Source organism: Ferribacterium limneticum, assembly GCF_020510625.1.
GTDB lineage: Bacteria > Pseudomonadota > Gammaproteobacteria > Burkholderiales > Rhodocyclaceae > Azonexus > Azonexus limneticus_A.
Window position 1 is genome coordinate 3,269,581 of sequence record NZ_CP075191.1, and the last position, 15,903, is coordinate 3,285,483.

Below are 15,903 nucleotides of genomic sequence, written 5' to 3' on the forward strand. Positions count from 1 at the left end.
AGCTGGGTCTAAAACTCTTCCCACTTGTCATCGTCCTTGGACGCGGCAAGTTTGGCCGAGGATTTTGCTGCAGGCTCGACCAGTCGAACCGGCTCCCGGTGCGGAAGCGCCATCTTGACCGACGATGGGGCAACGCGTGCGGTCGGTGATACTCGACGGGCGATCGGTTGATCTTTTGAAATGGCAAAAACAGAAACAGCCTGAGCCAGGTTGTGTGCCTGTTCCTCAAGGCTTTCAGCCGCTGCTGCGGCTTCTTCAACCAGTGCGGCGTTCTGTTGCGTCACTTCGTCCATCTGGCTGACGGCCAGGCTGACTTGTTCGATGCCCGAGCTTTGCTCACGGCTGGCATCGGAGATGTCGCCCATGATCTTGGCAACCCGCTTGATGCTCGAGACGACTTCTTCCATGGTCCGCCCGGCTTGATCGACCAGCTTGTTGCCGATTTCGACCTTTTCGACAGAGTCGGAGATCAGTCCCTTGATTTCCTTGGCGGCGGCGGCGCTGCGCTGGGCGAGGTTGCGGACTTCGGTGGCGACCACGGCAAAGCCACGGCCTTGTTCGCCGGCCCGGGCGGCTTCGACGGCAGCGTTGAGGGCCAGGATGTTGGTCTGGAAGGCGATGCCGTCGATGACGCCGATGATGTCGGCGATCTTGCTGCTCGACTGGTGGATGGCGTTCATGGTGTCGACGACCTGCCCGACGACTTCGCCGCCCTTGACGGCCACGTGCTGGGCATTGCCGGCCAGTTCGTTGGCCTGGCGGGCGTTGTCGGCATTCTGCTTCACGGTGCTGGTCAGTTGCTCCATGCTGGAAGCGGTTTCTTCCAGGCTGCTCGCCTGTTCTTCCGTCCGGCTCGACAGGTCCTGGTTGCCCGAGGCAATTTCCTTCGCTGCCGTGTTGATCGCGTCGGTGGCTTCCTTGATCGAGGAGATGATCTCCTGCAAATTGTCGACTGTCGAATTGGCATCGGTCTTGAGAACGCCGAGCACGCCTTGGTAGTCAGCGTCGATCTTCTCGGTGAGGTTGCCTTGGGCAAGACGCGCGAACATCGCGCCGATATCGCCAAGTGCGCGGGTATTGGCCTCAAGCAGGCTGTTGATGCCCTCGGAAATTTGCTTGAAGAAACCGGTCATCTTGCCGGCGTCGAGGCGGCGACTGAAATCGCCCGAGGCTGCGGCGCCGATGATCGTGGCGACTTCGTTTTCGATCAGCACCTCAGCGGTGCGATCCCGCCATTCGACGACGGTGCCAAGGCGCTCGCCCTGGTTATTGACAATCGGACAGGCCACCAGCGTGAAATAGCGGCCACCAATAGCAATTTCGGTGCGATGGATGCCTCTCAGTGCCGCCAGCATGTTGCGCTGGTGACTTGGCTGCTTGTGATAGATGTCGAAGTTTGAACCCAGAATGGCGTCAGCACGGAAATTCGGCAATTGTGTCCGCAGGTCCGCCTCCGCGTTGCGCATCATTTCGAGTACCGAGTTATTGCAGTAAATGATGACGCCATTTACATCCGCGACCATCACACTGGTGGATGAGACATCAAGCGCCACCTTGATTCGCGTCGTTTCTGCCGCCGCCTTGGACTCAGCGTCCACTCGCTGCTTCAGGTCTGACTGCATCTTGCCGAGGGCATGCATCAACTGCGCCGGTTCGTCGTTGCCGACATGGTCGATACGATTTTCCAGATTGCCCTGAGCCACCGACTCGGCAATTGAAACCGCCTCTTTCAGCGGCCGGGTGATTTGCCGTGTCACCCATATCCCGGCCGGAATCATCACGGCAGCAGCAAGCACTATCAACAGCAACATCGTGGTCTGCACACTGGACTTGACTGCACCGATCTCGGCCACGTCCCGGTCATTGTTTTCACGCTGCAGTTGGACATATTCGCCAACTGCATCAAACCATTCCTGCATCCTGGGGCGGAAATCGTTAAAAAATACTTTTTCGACTTCAGCTCGATCGCCCAGTTTGATGTTTTCGAACAACTGAGTGATTGACGGTTCGACCGCCTTGCGCGTGGCCAGAATGCGCGCCACGATCTCTTTTCCGCGCGGCGAGGTCGTTGTGTCCACAATCTGGGTCTCAGCCTCCAGATACTTGGCAAAATCGGCCTCGACCTTGGCCTTTTCCCCTAGCTGTTTGTCCACATTCGTATAGATCAACGCAGTCCGCGTGTGTCTGGCAATCAGCAGATTGCGCATGCGCATATCGACCGCCAGCGACGTCTTTCTGACGTTGTTATTGATGATGTGATCGACCTTCTCGCCGATTGTGTTCAGGCTATACAGCGCGATGCCGACGAAGACAATCATCAGGCCAAGGGCGCCGATGGTCGTCAGGATGAGTCGAGTTCCAATCTTGTAACTACGCAAGCTGAGCATTCCCTGTCCTCGTCAAATGGGCGTTATCGGATTATTCGGTCGCCGAATCGATCAATTCCATATCGGCACTGGACATCAGGCGCTCGATATCGGTCACGATCATCATGCGGGACTCCTGCGAAGCCAGACCGAGGATGTACTTGGTATCGAAGTTCCCGGAGAAATCAGGGGCCGGCCGGATCTGCGAGCGAGTCAGCGACATGACGTCGGAGACGCTGTCGACGACCGCGCCGATTACCCGCCCGGCAATATTCAGAATGATCACCACGGTGAATGGGGTGTATTCGATCTTGCCAAGATTGAACTTGATACGCAGGTCAACGATGGGCACGATGATGCCGCGCAGATTGATCACCCCTTTGATAAAAGCGGGTGAATTGGCAATCAGGGTCGGCTGTTCGTAGCCGCGAATCTCCTGCACCTTGAGAATGTCAATCGCGTACTCTTCGCTACCCAAGGTGAAGGTCAGGTACTCGCTGGCCACCAGATCCTCTTCGGCTGCAGCCGTTCCGCTTTGCGTTATCGCTTCCATCTTTTGCTCCTCGATCCAGCCGTTAGCCGGCTTTATGCATACTTGTCTTGGCCATTCCGGCAATTGCTGACACATCCAGAATCAAGGCGACATGGCCATCGCCCATGATGGTCGCCCCGGAAATCCCCTGCACCCGACGGTAATTGGCCTCCAGGCTCTTGATGACGACCTGATGCTGCCCCACCAGGGCATCGACGAACAGTGCCGCCTTGATACCATCGGCATCGATCACCACCATGATGCCCTGAGTAAAATCGCACGCCTTTGGCTTGATGTTGAATAGCTCGTGGAGCACGATAACGGGCAGATATTCACCCCGCACCTGAATCACCCGGGCCTGGTTGGAAAGGGTCTTGATGTCCCCCGTCCGCGGCTGGAACGATTCGATGACATAGGACAGCGGCAGAATGTAGGTCTGGTCCCCGACGGCAATCGACATGCCATCGAGAATTGCCAGCGTCAGGGGCAGACGAACTGTCATCCGGGTGCCGACCCCAAGCATGGATTCAATCTCGACCCGACCACCCATGGACTGGATGTTTCGGCGCACGACGTCCATGCCGACGCCTCGGCCGGACACATCGGTCACTTGATCCGCCGTCGAAAATCCAGCCTCGAAGATGAGGTTGAAAACTTCCGAGTCCGTCATCTGGTCCGAGACCTGGAAACCTCGTTCGCGGGCCTTGGCGAGAATCTTGTTGCGCGGTAAACCGCCACCATCGTCGCCCACTTCGATGACGATATTGCCGCCCTGGTGATAGGCCTTGAGGGTAATGGTTCCGACCGGGCTCTTGCCTGCGGCAATCCGCTTGTCGGGCAACTCGATGCCGTGATCAAGACTGTTGCGGATCAGGTGAGTCAGGGGGTCGGCAATCCGCTCGATCAGACTCTTGTCGAGTTCGGTGGTCTCCCCCGAAGTCTTCAGTTCGACCTGCTTGCCGAGCTTGCCAGAGAGATCGCGCACCACCCGCGGGAAACGGGAGAAAACGAAGGAGATCGGCATCATCCGAATGGACATCACCGACTCTTGCAGATCCCGGGTATTTCGCTCCAGTTGGGCCAGACCGTTTACCAGTCGCTCCGGCGCACTTTCCTGCATCTGGGTCGCCGTTTGCAGCAACATCGCTTGGGTAATGACCAACTCGCCAACCAGGTTGATCAACTGGTCGACCTTCTCGATGCTGACACGAATCGATGAATCACCCGCGGCGGCAGCGGGTGCTGCTGCTTTTGCGACTCGGCTCCGCGATTCAACCGGCAGATTTTCCGACACAACGCTTACCGGCGGCGAACTAATCTCTGCGACCGGCAGAGCTGCGGGCGCCAGAGGGGGGGCAGATACAACCGGCGCCGCTACCGGAACAAAAAACCCGAACCCATCTCCTTCTTCCAAGGCTTCCGCTGCTTTTTCAGCGGGCGCCAATGGCGCAAAAAATCCGTAGCCATCGCCTTCTTCGCCACCGCCCTCGGGTTTCGCCTCAGGCGCAACGGCCGCAGGCAGAGGCTCGAAGAAACCGAAACCTTCATCTTCGGCTGGCTCGGGGGGAGTGGAGGCCGGCGTAGGCAATGCGGTATCGAGCGGTGCAAAAAAGCCATAAGACGACTCATCATCCGGCACACCCGGCGAGTCATCAAAGAACCCGAATGCCGCTTCACCGGCACTATCGGCAAGGCGGCTCTCGACCACCCGCCAGGCACCGTTTTCAGCAATAAAATCGACCTGATCGGCAAACGCATCCTGCCCCTGCTCAGAGACAAGACGAACCTGCCAGTAACCCACATTCTGGGTATCAGCATCCGGCCGGTTCAACACCTCCAGTTGCCCAAGCGAACTCAACTCATCGAGCAGGTTTGTGACGCCATCGCCTTTTGCCGAAATCTCTGTCGGCACAAACTGAATATCAAAAACACGTTTATTTTCAGGCGCCCCGCCCACGCCCTGCGTTGCAGGCGTGCCCGTCTCAGCCGCAGCGGCGGACTTGCTATCCGTGGATAGCTCACGCAATCGGGCACAAATTGACTCAACAGCAGCTTGGTCTACGGCCTCACCTCTACCCTGGTGGGCCTCAAGCATCTCGCGCAGGCGGTCACCGCACTCCAGAAACGCGTCGACCATGTCGGCACGCAAGCCAAGCTCCTGCTTGCGGATGCGATCAAGCAAATTCTCAAGAATATGGGTGGTTTCCGCCAGGTCAGTGAAACCGAACGTTCCGGCACTTCCTTTGATCGAGTGTGCCGCACGGAAAATGGCATTGAGTTGCTCTGAATCCGGATTCTCTATATCCAGATCAAGCAGCAACCCCTCCATTGCCGCCAAGTGCTCCGCCGATTCATCGAAGAAGACTTGGTAGAACTGACTCATGTCGATAGCCATGCTACCCCCCGAGCACGCCGGCCAATGTACTGGCAGGCGAAAATGGTATGCGAACGACCTGCCCTGTTACAGGTCAGCCGGCTTAGTGTTAGCCGATCACCTTGCGCACAACTTCAATCAGTTTTTGCGGGTCAAACGGCTTGACCAGCCAGCCCGTGGCACCGGCCGCACGCCCTTGAGACTTCATGGCATCAGAGGATTCAGTCGTCAGCATCAGAATTGGCGTGGAAGCATACTGCGGCAGTCCACGCAGATTCTTGATCAAGGTAAGGCCATCCATGCGCGGCATGTTCTGGTCGGTCAGGATCAGATTGACACTTTTTGCCTTGGCCTTTTCGAGACCATCCATCCCATCGACCGCCTCAACGACGTCGTAACCCGCACTCTTCAGGGTAAATGACACCATCTGACGGATGGATGCGGAATCGTCAACTGCAAGAACGGTTTTTGCCATTTTTTCCTCGTGAAAAAATCAGAACAACTCAACTTCGCCGCTGGCGAAGCCGGTTTGATTGACGGGATTATTGTCTACTTTTTGTGAAATAACACTCATTTTTTGAGAAATCTGGTCAACGTGTTGGCAGAGATCGGCCAATGCCGCCAAGGTAACCGCGGAGTCCCCTCTGTTATTCAGCACGCCGGCCACCCGCTGTTCATCAGCTAGAATTTCATCTACCACATCCAGGCGCCGGGTGACATGCTCCAGGAGTTGGGTAACCATATCTTGAAACTGCAGGGACATGATTGCCTGATTGACCGCCAGCTCAACCTGCTCACCAATCATGTTCAACTCGCTGACCGTCTCGCCAGTACGACGATTCATATCGTTGATGCCACTCATCGCCTGCTCAACGTCACTCTTTGAAGTCAGGGCGAAGGTCATGTCCTGAGCAGCCATCTGGTTGATCGCCTGCTCCGTCGCCTCGATCGTCGTTTGCATCTTTTGCAGGGCACCACGAATCTGCAGACTGAAGTGATTGGTTCGACCGGACAGATCCCGGACTTCATCAGCCACAACGGCAAACCCGCGCCCAGCCTCGCCGGCCCGAGCAGCCTCAATGGCGGCGTTGAGCGCCAGAAGATTGGTCTGTTTGGCAATCCCCTCGATTTCACCCAGCCTGCCGCGCACTTCACTCATCTGGCTAATGATTCGGTCAGTCATCTCAACCAGGGACATGGCCAGACGGGAATTTTCGACAACGCTCTCGACAAACTGACGCAGGGTTTCAGACGTCTTGTTGGCAAATAGTTGAAACTCCGTCATCGTCCCACCATCGCCGCCCCCAGATACAACCTGTATACCCAGCTGTTGTTGACGCTGAATCTGGGCATTCATCCCCTGAAAACTGCCGACCAGCTTGCCGATCGCCTCGTTGAAGATATTTTGGGCTCGCGCAACCTCGCTCCGCATTTCCCCGACCTGACGCGACGCCTCAGTGGAGACACGGACGATCGCATTGCCGCTTTGCTCAATGATATCGCGCTCAATGCGGCTTGTTTCTGTAGCACTTTCACGCTCAGAAGACGGTGCTGCTGCAACTTTGCCTGCAATCAACCAGCCTGCAAGCATTGCCACCAAGGAAGAAATAACAACCGGCGAACGTGCTATAGGTTCTACAGCAAGGAGTGTGGCAGCGACCAGCACCGTCCAAGCACCGCCGATCAAGATCAACTTGCCATTACCGCTCATGCCATCTCCCTCTTCTCCCCCGCCTGAATAACTCAGCCAGCGGTTCCTTTTTTGCCTACCCCTGGGAGTTTCAAACCTTCGGGCACGCTTTCTTCATTCCCCACTTCTGACTCCGGCCCTTCCTCTTGCAGAATAGCCATTTCGGTTTTCTGATTGAGCACGACGATACTGATACGTCGATTGACCGAATTCAGGGGATCATTTTTGTCGAATAAAACGGTCGATGCCAAGCCGACAACCCTGAGCACCTTGCTGTCATCCATGCCCCCCACGACCAATTCACGTCGCGAAGCGTTGGCCCGATTGGAAGACAGCTCCCAATTGGAAAAGCCTTTTTCGCCACCGGAAAACTGTGCGGCATCGGTATGCCCCGCCAGGCTGACCCGGTTGGAAACACCATTCAGTGCCTTGCCTATCTGACGAAGGATATCCCGGGTATAGGGTTTGAGATCGGCGCTACTGGAATCGAACATCGGCCGATTCTGCTCATCGACAATCTGGATACGCAGGCCTTCCGACGTAATATCAAGCAGCATCTGTTTCTTGAACTGGGCCAACTGAGGGCTCTGTTCGATCATCTTTTCGATACTCGCCTTCAGGCTTTCCAGCCGCTCCTGCTCCTTGCGACGAAACTCGGCCTGAGCCTCCTTGGAAAAGGAAGTCGATTTTTTTGCTTCGACATCGCCCCGCTTGACCTGGCCGGACTGGCGGGTCAGATCCTTGCCGCCACCCTGCAACACGCTGCTCGCATCCCCGGAGCCGCTGCCCCCTTGCTGTGAAAGCTTCAAGGGATTCTGGAAAAAATCTGCGATGCCCTGCAAATCCCCCTTGGCCGTAGAGCCAAGCAGCCACATCAGCAAAAAGAACGCCATCATGGCGGTGACGAAGTCGGCGTAGGCAATTTTCCAGGCGCCACCATGCGCGCCCCCCGCCACAACCTTCTTGCGCTTGATGACTATGGGGCGTGTGGAATCGTCGCTCATTGAGTTCGTCTATGTCGAAGCAGGCTCACTTGCCCTTGCGCGCCTTAAGCTCTTCCTCAAGCTCGCGGAAGCTGGGACGGGAGTGTGCATCCAGCGTCTTGCGCCCGAACTCGATGGCAACCTGCGGGGCATAGCCCGACATCGAGGCAAGCAGAACCATCTTGATGCACTTGTAGATTGTTGCCTCCTCATTTGCCTTTTGTTCCAACAGTTTGGCAACAGGCTCAACAAAGCCATAGGCAATCAGAATACCGAGGAAAGTACCCACAAGCGCGCCACCGATCATCTTGCCCAGAACTGCTGGCGGCGAGCCGACGGAACCCATGACGTTCACCACGCCCATCACCGCCACCACGATACCAAAGGCAGGGGTCGCACCCGCAATATTCGACACTACGTGACCAGGCTCGGCGGCCTCGTGGTGATGCGTTTCCAGCTCGACATCCATCAAACTCTCGATCTCCACCGTATTCAGGTTACCGCCGACCATCATGCGCAGATAATCGGTGACGAACTCCATGATGTGGTGGTCGTGAACCAGATTGGGGTATTTGCTGAAAATCGGGCTCGCATCCGGATTTTCGATATCGCCTTCAATCGACATCAGGCCTTCCTTGCGAACCTTGGCCAGAATCTCGAAAAGCATGGCCAGGGCATCAATATAGAAAGCCTTGTTAAATTTTGAACCCTTGAGAATTCCAGGCACCGCCGCAACTGTGGCCTTGATGATCTTGATGTTGTTGGCTGCCACGAAGTAACCGATGGTCAGACCAACGATGGCCACATACTCGGTAGGCACCCAAAGGGCAAGCAGGCTACCGTGTATGGCGTACGTCCCTAACGCCGCTGCCAGAATGATGACGTACCCGACAATCAGAAACATGCAAAGCCCCCTATCGCGCCAGCGAGAACCGGCGCAGATCCGCCCAGTGAATGGTTTTCGCTATTGTAGCCACATGAATTGACGGTGTGCAAAGAAAGAAACAGGCCTCCACTGCGGAACACAGGATCATCAACGAGGCCAGGTGTTAAACTGGAAATCCCATTTTTTGCCAAAATCTCCGTGATCCAGTATTGCAACCGCTGCGGCTCAGGTGTTTCCTTTGTCATTCCAACCCGGGACTCGCTCCCCAGGCACGTCTGCAATGCCTGCGGACACATTCACTACGAGAACCCCCGCTTGGTCGTTGGCTGCGTTGCCGAGTGGGAAAACCGCATATTGCTCTGCCGGCGCGCGATCGAGCCACGTTACGGGTTTTGGACACTGCCTGCCGGCTTCATGGAAAATGGAGAAACCACGGCTCAAGCTGCAGTTCGTGAAACCCATGAAGAAGCCCGGGCCCAAATTCTTGTTGATGCTCCGTTTGCTTTAGTCAGCATTGCCCACATCAATCAGGTTCATCTCTTTTACCGGGGACGACTAAAAGAAGCAGACTATGCGGCAGGGGACGAAAGCCTGGAGGTGGCACTTCTTGCACCAGAGGAAATCCCCTGGGAAAGCCTGGCGTTTCGCAGTGTCGCCCTCTGCCTGGAACGTTATCTGGCCGATCGAAAAGAGGGTAACTTCGGCTTTCACGAAGCCCAGTTAGGACCGCTTTAACGTCCCCGACTAATCCGCCAGACGATATTCGATCGGCAGGCTAATCCCGAACCGCCGACCCTGCATAGCTACCGGCAAGGTTGCCTGCCTTGCCGCCGCCTGCATCATCTCCAGCGCCTGATGGTCCAGTTCATCATATCCGCTTGAGCGCTCCAGCGAAACGACAGGCGTGCCCGAACCCAGCGGCATTGCAACAGCAACAACGACCACCCCCTCCCAACCGCGTTCACGAGCGACCAGTGGATAACGCTTGAGTTTTCGCGCTTCGCGAGACAAGTTCAAACGGTATTCTTTCTCCTCTTCGGCAGATAGCGTTGACGCCTCAGCGAGTATCACCGGCTTGGGATCGCGTGCATTATTCAGTGAAAATCCGGCATCCGTTACGATGGGCTTTGAAGCTGGAGATTTGGCCTGAGTCCGTATTGGTTCATCGGGTTGCCGCACCCCCTTGCTATTTCGAGAAACCGATACTCCCTGCCGATGTCCGGCACTGTCGGCACCAATCGGGGCAGCACCGACTTCATATGCCTTGTGCAAGGTCGCAGCCAAGACACTATGCTTACCCTCAGACGACAGCAATGCCAACTCCTCCGGCTGAATTGGAGAAATGAGCACGGCCAGATGCAGGACAAACGAAATAATAAGGGCACGAAACATGCGCCAGTATTATCTGTTTCAGCTCAAAAAAACAAACCCCCGCCGGAAGAACCGAACGGGGGCCCGAGATCCACCACCGTTCTTAGAACGGCACGGCGGACGGCATCGTTACTTGCCCAGCTTGCGCGACTCTTCGTCCATCTTGCCAGCGTACATCTTGCCCATCACCACGCCGATAATCAGCACACCAACGATCACAACAAGGCTCATCAGACCAATATCGCTAGTAAACAAAAGTTCCCACGCCATAAGTCACCTCCCAGTAACAAACAAAGAAACTACTTATCCGCCTTCGCCACCAGGCGCAGCGGTTCCTCGGAATCAGTCAGCCAATCACCTTGAAGCCGCCATTGACCGGCAGGGTCCTCAATCGAAACAAGCCAACGCCCTGTCACTTCCGCAGCGAGTTTTCCGCTGAAAAAGCCCTGCCCTTCAGAAGTCATCTGCAACGCCTGATCCTGACCAGCCCGGGTCGGATGCGCCAATTTGAGCGTAATCGCTGTCGGCAACTTGGCATTTTCCTCCGCCCGGAGAAGCAGACGAACATTGGCTCCGGCCCGCATTACATCGGCTTGCAACCCCAGGCTCCCGGCCTGATGCTCCCGGCGCAATTGCTGATTAACTGCTAATCCCTGCTTGTAGTAATCATCCGTCACCAAGCCATCGTTGCTGACAACCGCCAGCCACAAGGTGATGATGCCGGCCACAACAACGACGGCCGGTCCCGCCATCAAAATCCACGGCCAGCGTTCCTTGTACCAAGGTTGATTATTGCTGCGTAAGGTCATCGAATTGCTCATATCAGGGCATCAGGAAAGAGGCCTTCTCGTGAACCGCGATCTTGTCGTGATTCTGGGCCTTAATATCAAAATAGATAGGATTGGCTCCCGTTTTGCCGGACTCAGGAGGGACACGAACCACGATGGTGATTTCGTGATTTTCTGCACTACCCACTTCGACAATCCGTTCACCGACGATCTCAATCCCGGCCATTCCATCGACAGAGAGCGCATAACGCTTGGGCTCTTCGGTAGTGTTCATGATCTTGAGATTGAACACGTTTTCAATCCGGCCATCATCCGCTTCACGCGCCAGGATCGAGCGATCTCGAATCACATCCACCTTCAGTGGAACACGCGTAGCCAAAGACCAAGCCGAGGCAAAAGTGATCGCCAACAGTATCGCCGTATAAAGAATGATTCTCGGCCGGAGGATATGGGCCAAAACATCCTTCGGACTGAAATGTTGCTCAAGGGCGTTTTCAGTCGTATAGCGGATAAGCCCCCGTGGCAATCCGACCTTGTCCATGACCGGATCACACGCATCAATACAGGCACCACAACCAATGCACTCGTACTGCTGCCCCTTGCGGATATCAATACCGGTAGGACAAACCACCACACACAGGCCGCAATCGACGCAATCTCCTGCGCCAGCAGCCTTGGCATCAACGCCCTTCTTGCGTGCGCCTCGTGGTTCGCCTCGCTCCGGGTCATAGGTAATGACCAGCGTATCCGGATCGAACATCACCCCCTGGAAACGGGCATACGGGCACATGTACTTGCAGACCTGCTCACGCAGGAATCCGGCCTGCATGTAGCAAAATCCACCGTAGAAAAATGTCCAGAACAACTCCCATCCCGAAAAATCAAACGGTAGGGCCACCAGAAGCTCGTCCACCGGCGTGAAATAAGCAACCAGCGTGAAACCTGTCCACAGCGAAATAAGCAGCCAGATTGCATGCTTGAGTGCCTTGAGACGGAACTTTCTTGCCGTCATCGGCCCTTTGTCAAGCTTCATCCGGGCCGAACGGTCACCCTCGATCCGGTTCTCGACCCACATGAATATTTCGGTGTAAACGGTCTGCGGACATGCATAACCACAGAACAATCGTCCCGCAATCGCAGTAAACAAAAACAGTGCGTAGGCCGAAACAATCAGCAACAACGCGAGATAAAAAACATCCTGCGGCCACAGTACCAAGCCAAACAAGTAGAACTTGCGTTCAACCAGATGCAAAAGAACCGCCTGGCGCCCATTCCACTCCAGCCACGGGGCTCCATAAAACAGAACCTGAGTAAACAACACCAGAATCCAGCGCCAGTTATTCCACCAGCCCTTGACCTCTCTGATGTACACCTTTTTGTGTTTCTCGTAGAAAGAAACAGGTGCCGGAGCGGGGGGAGTGCCGGATTTCGGCTGAGGAGTATTGTCAGATGGTTCCATAGTGTTCTTATCCGTATCGAAATTGCGCTAAGCGCAAACTGTTCGTCGTTTCAAACAACGCAATTTTGATACTGATCAGCGGTTACTTATCCATAAATAACAGAGGGGCGGCTTAGCCGCCCCTCTTCAGCCAATTACTTGGCGCCCTGGCTCACGCTGAGCACATAGGCAGACAAGAGATGAACCTTGGCGTCACCGAGGAATTCCTTCCAAGCCGGCATCTGGTTCTGACGGCCTTTGGTAATCGTCTCGGTAATGGTCGCTTCAGAAGAACCGTACAACCAGACCTTGTCGGTCAGATTCGGAGCGCCAACTGCAGCCATACCCTTGCCATCCATGCCGTGGCAACCAACACAACCGGCGGAGGTGAAGGCTTCTTTGCCCTTGGCTGAACGAACGGAATCATTCGGCAGACCGGACATGGAGCGAACGAAGTTGGCCAGATCCTTGATGGCATCAGCACCCAGTTGCTCATGCGGCGGCATAACGCCCATACGACCGTTGGCAATGGTTTCCTTGATCTGTTCCGGCTCACCGCCAAACTGCCAGTCAGCATCGGTCAGATTCGGGAAGCCCTTGGCGCCACGGGCATCTGCACCGTGACACTGCATGCAGTAGGTCAGATAGAGACGCTTGCCCATTTCCATCGCTTGCTTGTCGCCGGCAACAGCCTTCAGATCCATGGCCATGTACTTGTCGAACAGCGGCTTGACGGTAGCATCCATCTTGTCGACTTCAGCCTTGTGTTGGCCGACTGCCGTCCAGTTCAGCATACCCTTGAAGTTACCCAAGCCCGGATACAAAGCCAGGTAAACAAACGCGAAGACCACGGTAATGATGAACAACCAGCTCCACCACTTGGGCATCGGGTTGTTGTACTCCTCCAAGGTCTCATCCCAGACATGACCCATGGTCTTGCCCGGGGTGAAGGTCGCCTTGCCCTGCATGTAGAGAAGAAGTGCGCAGGCGAGAATACTACCCACCACGATCACAACCACGTACATGTTCCAAAAATCGCTAACGAAATCGCTCATTTGCTTTCCTTTATATCAGCGCGGGTGCGACGTTCTGGACGCCGCACCGTCGTCATCATGTTCTGCGAATGGCAGATTGGCAGCTTCTTCGAACCCCTTCTTGCTGCTCTTGCCATAAGCCCATCCAACAATTCCGAGGAAGCAGAGCAAACCCAGAACGGTCGTGATAGAACGCAGATCGTTGATGTCCATGGCTATTACTTGACGTTCTTCAGCGCCGTACCCATACCCTGCAGGTAGGCAATGAGGACATCCAGTTCGGTCTTGTCGCCGATGGCAGCCTTGGCACCCTTGATTTCCTCGTCCGTATAGGTCGGGATACCACGGGCATTGGCATAACCACGCATGACCTGCATCTTCTTCTCGATGTCGGCACCGACCGAGTCCTTGGCCTTGGTGTTCGCCAGGAAGGCAAATGCCGGCATGTTGGACTCAGGAACCACGTCACGCGGATTCATCAGGTGGGCACGCTGCCACTCGTCGGAGTAACGGCCACCAACGCGAGCCAGATCCGGACCGGTACGCTTGGAGCCCCACTGGAACGGGTGATCGTAGACATACTCGCCAGCCACGGAGTAATGGCCGTAACGCTCGGTTTCCGCGCGGAACGGACGAATCATCTGCGAATGGCAAAGGAAGCAACCTTCGCGAACGTAGATGTCACGCCCAACCAAGCGCACCGCATCGTAAGGCTTTACACCCTCAACCGGCGTCGTCGTCGACTTCTGGAAGAACAGCGGAACGATTTCGAGCAGACCGCCCCAAATCACGGTTAACAGCGTCAGCACAATCAACAGGCCTACGCTCTTTTCAATTTGCTCATGCTTAAGCATTGTTTTTTCTCCCTAATCAGGCGTGATGACCAACCGGAGCGACCACCGGCGAATCCTGAGTCTTGCCACCAGCCATGGTCTTGAACATGTTGTAAGCCATGATCAGCATGCCAGACAGGAACAGGACACCACCCAACCAACGGATTGCCCAGAACGGGTAGGAGCCCTTGACGGATTCGACGAAGCTGTAAGCCAGCGTACCGTCGGCATTAACTGCACGCCACATCAGGCCCTGCATCACACCGGCAATCCACATGGAAGCGATATACAGAACGGTACCGATGGTAGCGATCCAGAAGTGGGTCGTGACCAGCTTGGTGCTGTACATCTCGGTCTTGCCGAAGAGCTTGGGCAGCAGGTAGTAGATGGAACCGATAGAAACCATGGCCACCCAGCCGAGAGCACCGGAGTGCACGTGGCCGACAGTCCAGTCCGTGTAATGCGACAGGGCATTGACGGTCTTGATCGACATCATCGGGCCTTCGAAGGTAGACATACCGTAGAAGGACAGGGAGGTGATCAGGAACTTCAGGATAGGATCGTCGCGCAGCTTATGCCAGGCACCCGACAGGGTCATGATGCCGTTGATCATGCCACCCCAGGACGGCGCCAGCAGAATCAGCGAGAAAACCATACCAACGGACTGGGTCCAGTCAGGCAGCGCGGTGTAATGCAGGTGGTGCGGACCTGCCCACATGTACGTAAAGATCAGCGCCCAGAAGTGAACCACGGACAGACGGTAGGAGTAGACCGGACGGCCAGCCTGCTTCGGCACAAAGTAGTACATCATGCCCAGGAAGCCAGCTGTCAGGAAGAAGCCCACGGCATTGTGACCATACCACCACTGGATCATCGCGTCCTGCACGCCGGAATAGACCGAGTAAGACTTGGTCAGCGAGATCGGCACGGCGGCACTGTTAACCAGGTGCAGCAGCGCAACAGCGATAATGAAAGCACCAAAGAACCAGTTGGCCACATAGATATGGGAAACGGTACGCTTGGCGATTGTGCCAAAGAACACTACCGCGTAGGAAACCCAGACCAGCGTGATCAGGATGTCGATCGGCCACTCCAGTTCAGCGTACTCTTTGCCCTGGCTCATACCCAGCGGCAATGTGATAGCAGCCAACAGAATGACAACTTGCCAGCCCCAGAACGTGAAGGGAACCAGCGCCCCCCCCCAAAGACGGGCGTGACTGGTGCGCTGAACACACCAGTAAGAAGTTGCGAACAGCGCACATCCACCGAACGCAAAGATAACCGCGTTGGTGTGCAGCGGACGCAAGCGCCCAAAGTGTAACCAAGGACCGAAATTCAACTCCGGCCAGACCAATTGAGCCGCAATAATGACACCGACAAGCATGCCGACGATGCCCCAGATGACAGTCATGACGGCGAATTGCCGTACGACCTTATCGTTATATGTGGTTTGCGTTCCAGACATGAACCCACCTCTCGTTAATAAAAAACGGAATGCCCACCTCCCTGAAGCCAAGGGGGCACATGGAAACGGATGTTATTCTAGTTGAAAGGGCGCGTTTTGACCTAGATCAACCTACCGATTATCTAAGCGCAATTAGTTCAAAT

The 15,903-nt window shown here is 55.6% G+C and carries 16 protein-coding genes; 1 reads left to right on the plus strand and 15 read right to left on the minus strand.

The window, feature by feature from the left end; genetic code table 11:
- Positions 1-8: 8 nt before the first annotated feature.
- From KI617_RS20470 to motA, 7 genes are all read right to left on the minus strand, one after another.
- A complete protein-coding gene (locus KI617_RS20470) occupies positions 9-2,387 on the minus strand; it encodes a methyl-accepting chemotaxis protein (RefSeq protein WP_319004120.1) in 2,379 nt (792 codons plus the stop codon).
- A gap of 31 nt (positions 2,388-2,418) precedes the next feature.
- Positions 2,419-2,919 (minus strand): chemotaxis protein CheW, encoded by a 501-nt coding sequence (locus KI617_RS15755; protein WP_226447843.1) that lies wholly within the window; start codon positions 2,917-2,919, stop codon positions 2,419-2,421.
- Between the two features lie 22 nt (positions 2,920-2,941).
- Positions 2,942-5,293, minus strand: coding sequence for a chemotaxis protein CheW (locus KI617_RS15760; RefSeq protein ID WP_226447845.1), 2,352 nt, complete (start codon positions 5,291-5,293; stop codon positions 2,942-2,944).
- A gap of 88 nt (positions 5,294-5,381) precedes the next feature.
- On the minus strand, positions 5,382-5,747 hold the full coding sequence (locus KI617_RS15765) for a response regulator (RefSeq protein WP_226447846.1): 366 nt from the start codon (positions 5,745-5,747) through the stop codon (positions 5,382-5,384).
- 18 nt (positions 5,748-5,765) lie between these two features.
- Positions 5,766-6,983, minus strand: coding sequence for a methyl-accepting chemotaxis protein (locus tag KI617_RS15770; protein ID WP_226447848.1), 1,218 nt, complete (start codon positions 6,981-6,983; stop codon positions 5,766-5,768).
- Positions 6,984-7,015: 32 nt separating this feature from the next.
- Positions 7,016-7,966, minus strand: coding sequence for a flagellar motor protein MotB (motB, locus tag KI617_RS15775; RefSeq protein ID WP_226447850.1), 951 nt, complete (start codon positions 7,964-7,966; stop codon positions 7,016-7,018).
- Between the two features lie 25 nt (positions 7,967-7,991).
- Positions 7,992-8,849 (minus strand): flagellar motor stator protein MotA, encoded by an 858-nt coding sequence (gene motA / locus KI617_RS15780; RefSeq protein WP_226447852.1) that lies wholly within the window; start codon positions 8,847-8,849, stop codon positions 7,992-7,994.
- A gap of 183 nt (positions 8,850-9,032) precedes the next feature.
- On the opposite strand from motA, the gene KI617_RS15785 reads away from it, so the two are divergent.
- On the plus strand, positions 9,033-9,566 hold the full coding sequence (locus tag KI617_RS15785; protein WP_226451897.1) for an NUDIX hydrolase: 534 nt from the start codon (positions 9,033-9,035) through the stop codon (positions 9,564-9,566).
- Positions 9,567-9,575: 9 nt separating this feature from the next.
- On the opposite strand, the gene KI617_RS15790 is transcribed toward KI617_RS15785, so the two are convergent.
- The 8 genes from KI617_RS15790 to ccoN all read right to left on the minus strand — a co-directional run bounded on the left by KI617_RS15790 (position 9,576) and on the right by ccoN (position 15,760).
- Positions 9,576-10,223, minus strand: a complete 648-nt coding sequence (locus KI617_RS15790; protein WP_226447854.1) for a TonB family protein — start codon at positions 10,221-10,223, stop codon at positions 9,576-9,578.
- Positions 10,224-10,331: 108 nt separating this feature from the next.
- Positions 10,332-10,433 carry a DUF3149 domain-containing protein gene (locus KI617_RS15795; RefSeq protein WP_404826734.1) on the minus strand — a complete coding sequence of 34 codons (102 nt, stop codon included), beginning with the start codon at positions 10,431-10,433 and terminating at the stop codon, positions 10,332-10,334.
- 68 nt (positions 10,434-10,501) lie between these two features.
- The gene (locus KI617_RS15800; protein ID WP_226452035.1) at positions 10,502-11,011 is read right to left on the minus strand and encodes a FixH family protein; all 510 of its coding nucleotides are present in this window, start codon (positions 11,009-11,011) and stop codon (positions 10,502-10,504) included.
- 13 nt (positions 11,012-11,024) lie between these two features.
- Positions 11,025-12,449, minus strand: a complete 1,425-nt coding sequence (ccoG, locus tag KI617_RS15805) for a cytochrome c oxidase accessory protein CcoG (protein WP_226447859.1) — start codon at positions 12,447-12,449, stop codon at positions 11,025-11,027.
- Positions 12,450-12,583: 134 nt separating this feature from the next.
- Entirely contained in the window at positions 12,584-13,483 is a 900-nt protein-coding gene (gene ccoP, locus KI617_RS15810; RefSeq protein WP_226447861.1) for a cytochrome-c oxidase, cbb3-type subunit III, read from the minus strand.
- A 15-nt stretch (positions 13,484-13,498) separates the two neighbouring features.
- Positions 13,499-13,675, minus strand: coding sequence for a cbb3-type cytochrome oxidase subunit 3 (locus KI617_RS15815; protein WP_226447863.1), 177 nt, complete (start codon positions 13,673-13,675; stop codon positions 13,499-13,501).
- 5 nt (positions 13,676-13,680) lie between these two features.
- Positions 13,681-14,316, minus strand: coding sequence for a cytochrome-c oxidase, cbb3-type subunit II (gene ccoO, locus KI617_RS15820; RefSeq protein WP_226447865.1), 636 nt, complete (start codon positions 14,314-14,316; stop codon positions 13,681-13,683).
- Positions 14,317-14,332: 16 nt separating this feature from the next.
- A complete protein-coding gene (gene ccoN, locus KI617_RS15825; RefSeq protein ID WP_226447867.1) occupies positions 14,333-15,760 on the minus strand; it encodes a cytochrome-c oxidase, cbb3-type subunit I in 1,428 nt (475 codons plus the stop codon).
- Positions 15,761-15,903: the final 143 nt, after the last annotated feature.